Below are 554 nucleotides of genomic sequence, written 5' to 3'. Positions count from 1 at the left end.
CCCAGTCGGCGCTGCTGGGCTCAAAGGAGGTGAAGGAGAACGCCTGGGTCCGGGGGCTGCTCGGGCGATGCGCGCGGCTCAAGGTCGCGGTCGCGCTCGCCAATAAGATGGCGCGGATCGCCTGGGCCCTGATGACGAAGGGTGGTGCCTATCGCCCAGCCGTCACCGCCCCGACGGCGTAGACACCGGAAGGCCCCGCAGGGAGATGCTTGCGAGAGGACGAGGCGTGATGGAGTGAGCGGCCGTGCCGACGAGCTGGGAGCAGCCTGGAACGTATCCGGGGTTTCGAACCCGCGAGACCGATGAGGCCCCAGCTCGCGGACACCCATCAGGGCCAGCGGCCGCCGTGCCGCGCTACAGGCCGGACACACGACTGCAGGCGACCACCGCTGCTTGAACGCCGAATTTCTTCTTGCAAGACAGGGGGCCATCCACACACGGATACGTTGATGCAGACCAACACACTGTCTCAAGGCACCCTTGCAGACGGGGCGGGCCATACGTTTTTTCAGCAGCCGCAGCTCGAGCGCCTGCTCGGCCACGACCTCCTTCAG

1 pseudogene is annotated in these 554 nt (G+C 66.8%); it reads left to right on the top strand.

Going from position 1 to position 554, the window contains the following annotated elements:
* Positions 1-182: pseudogene (locus ACLF3M_RS35415) on the top strand (hypothetical protein); the annotation flags it as partial.
* Positions 183-554: the final 372 nt, after the last annotated feature.

This window comes from Falsiroseomonas sp. HW251, assembly GCF_050563545.1.
GTDB lineage: Bacteria > Pseudomonadota > Alphaproteobacteria > Acetobacterales > Acetobacteraceae > Falsiroseomonas.
This window is presented reverse-complemented; position numbering and strand designations above follow the sequence as displayed.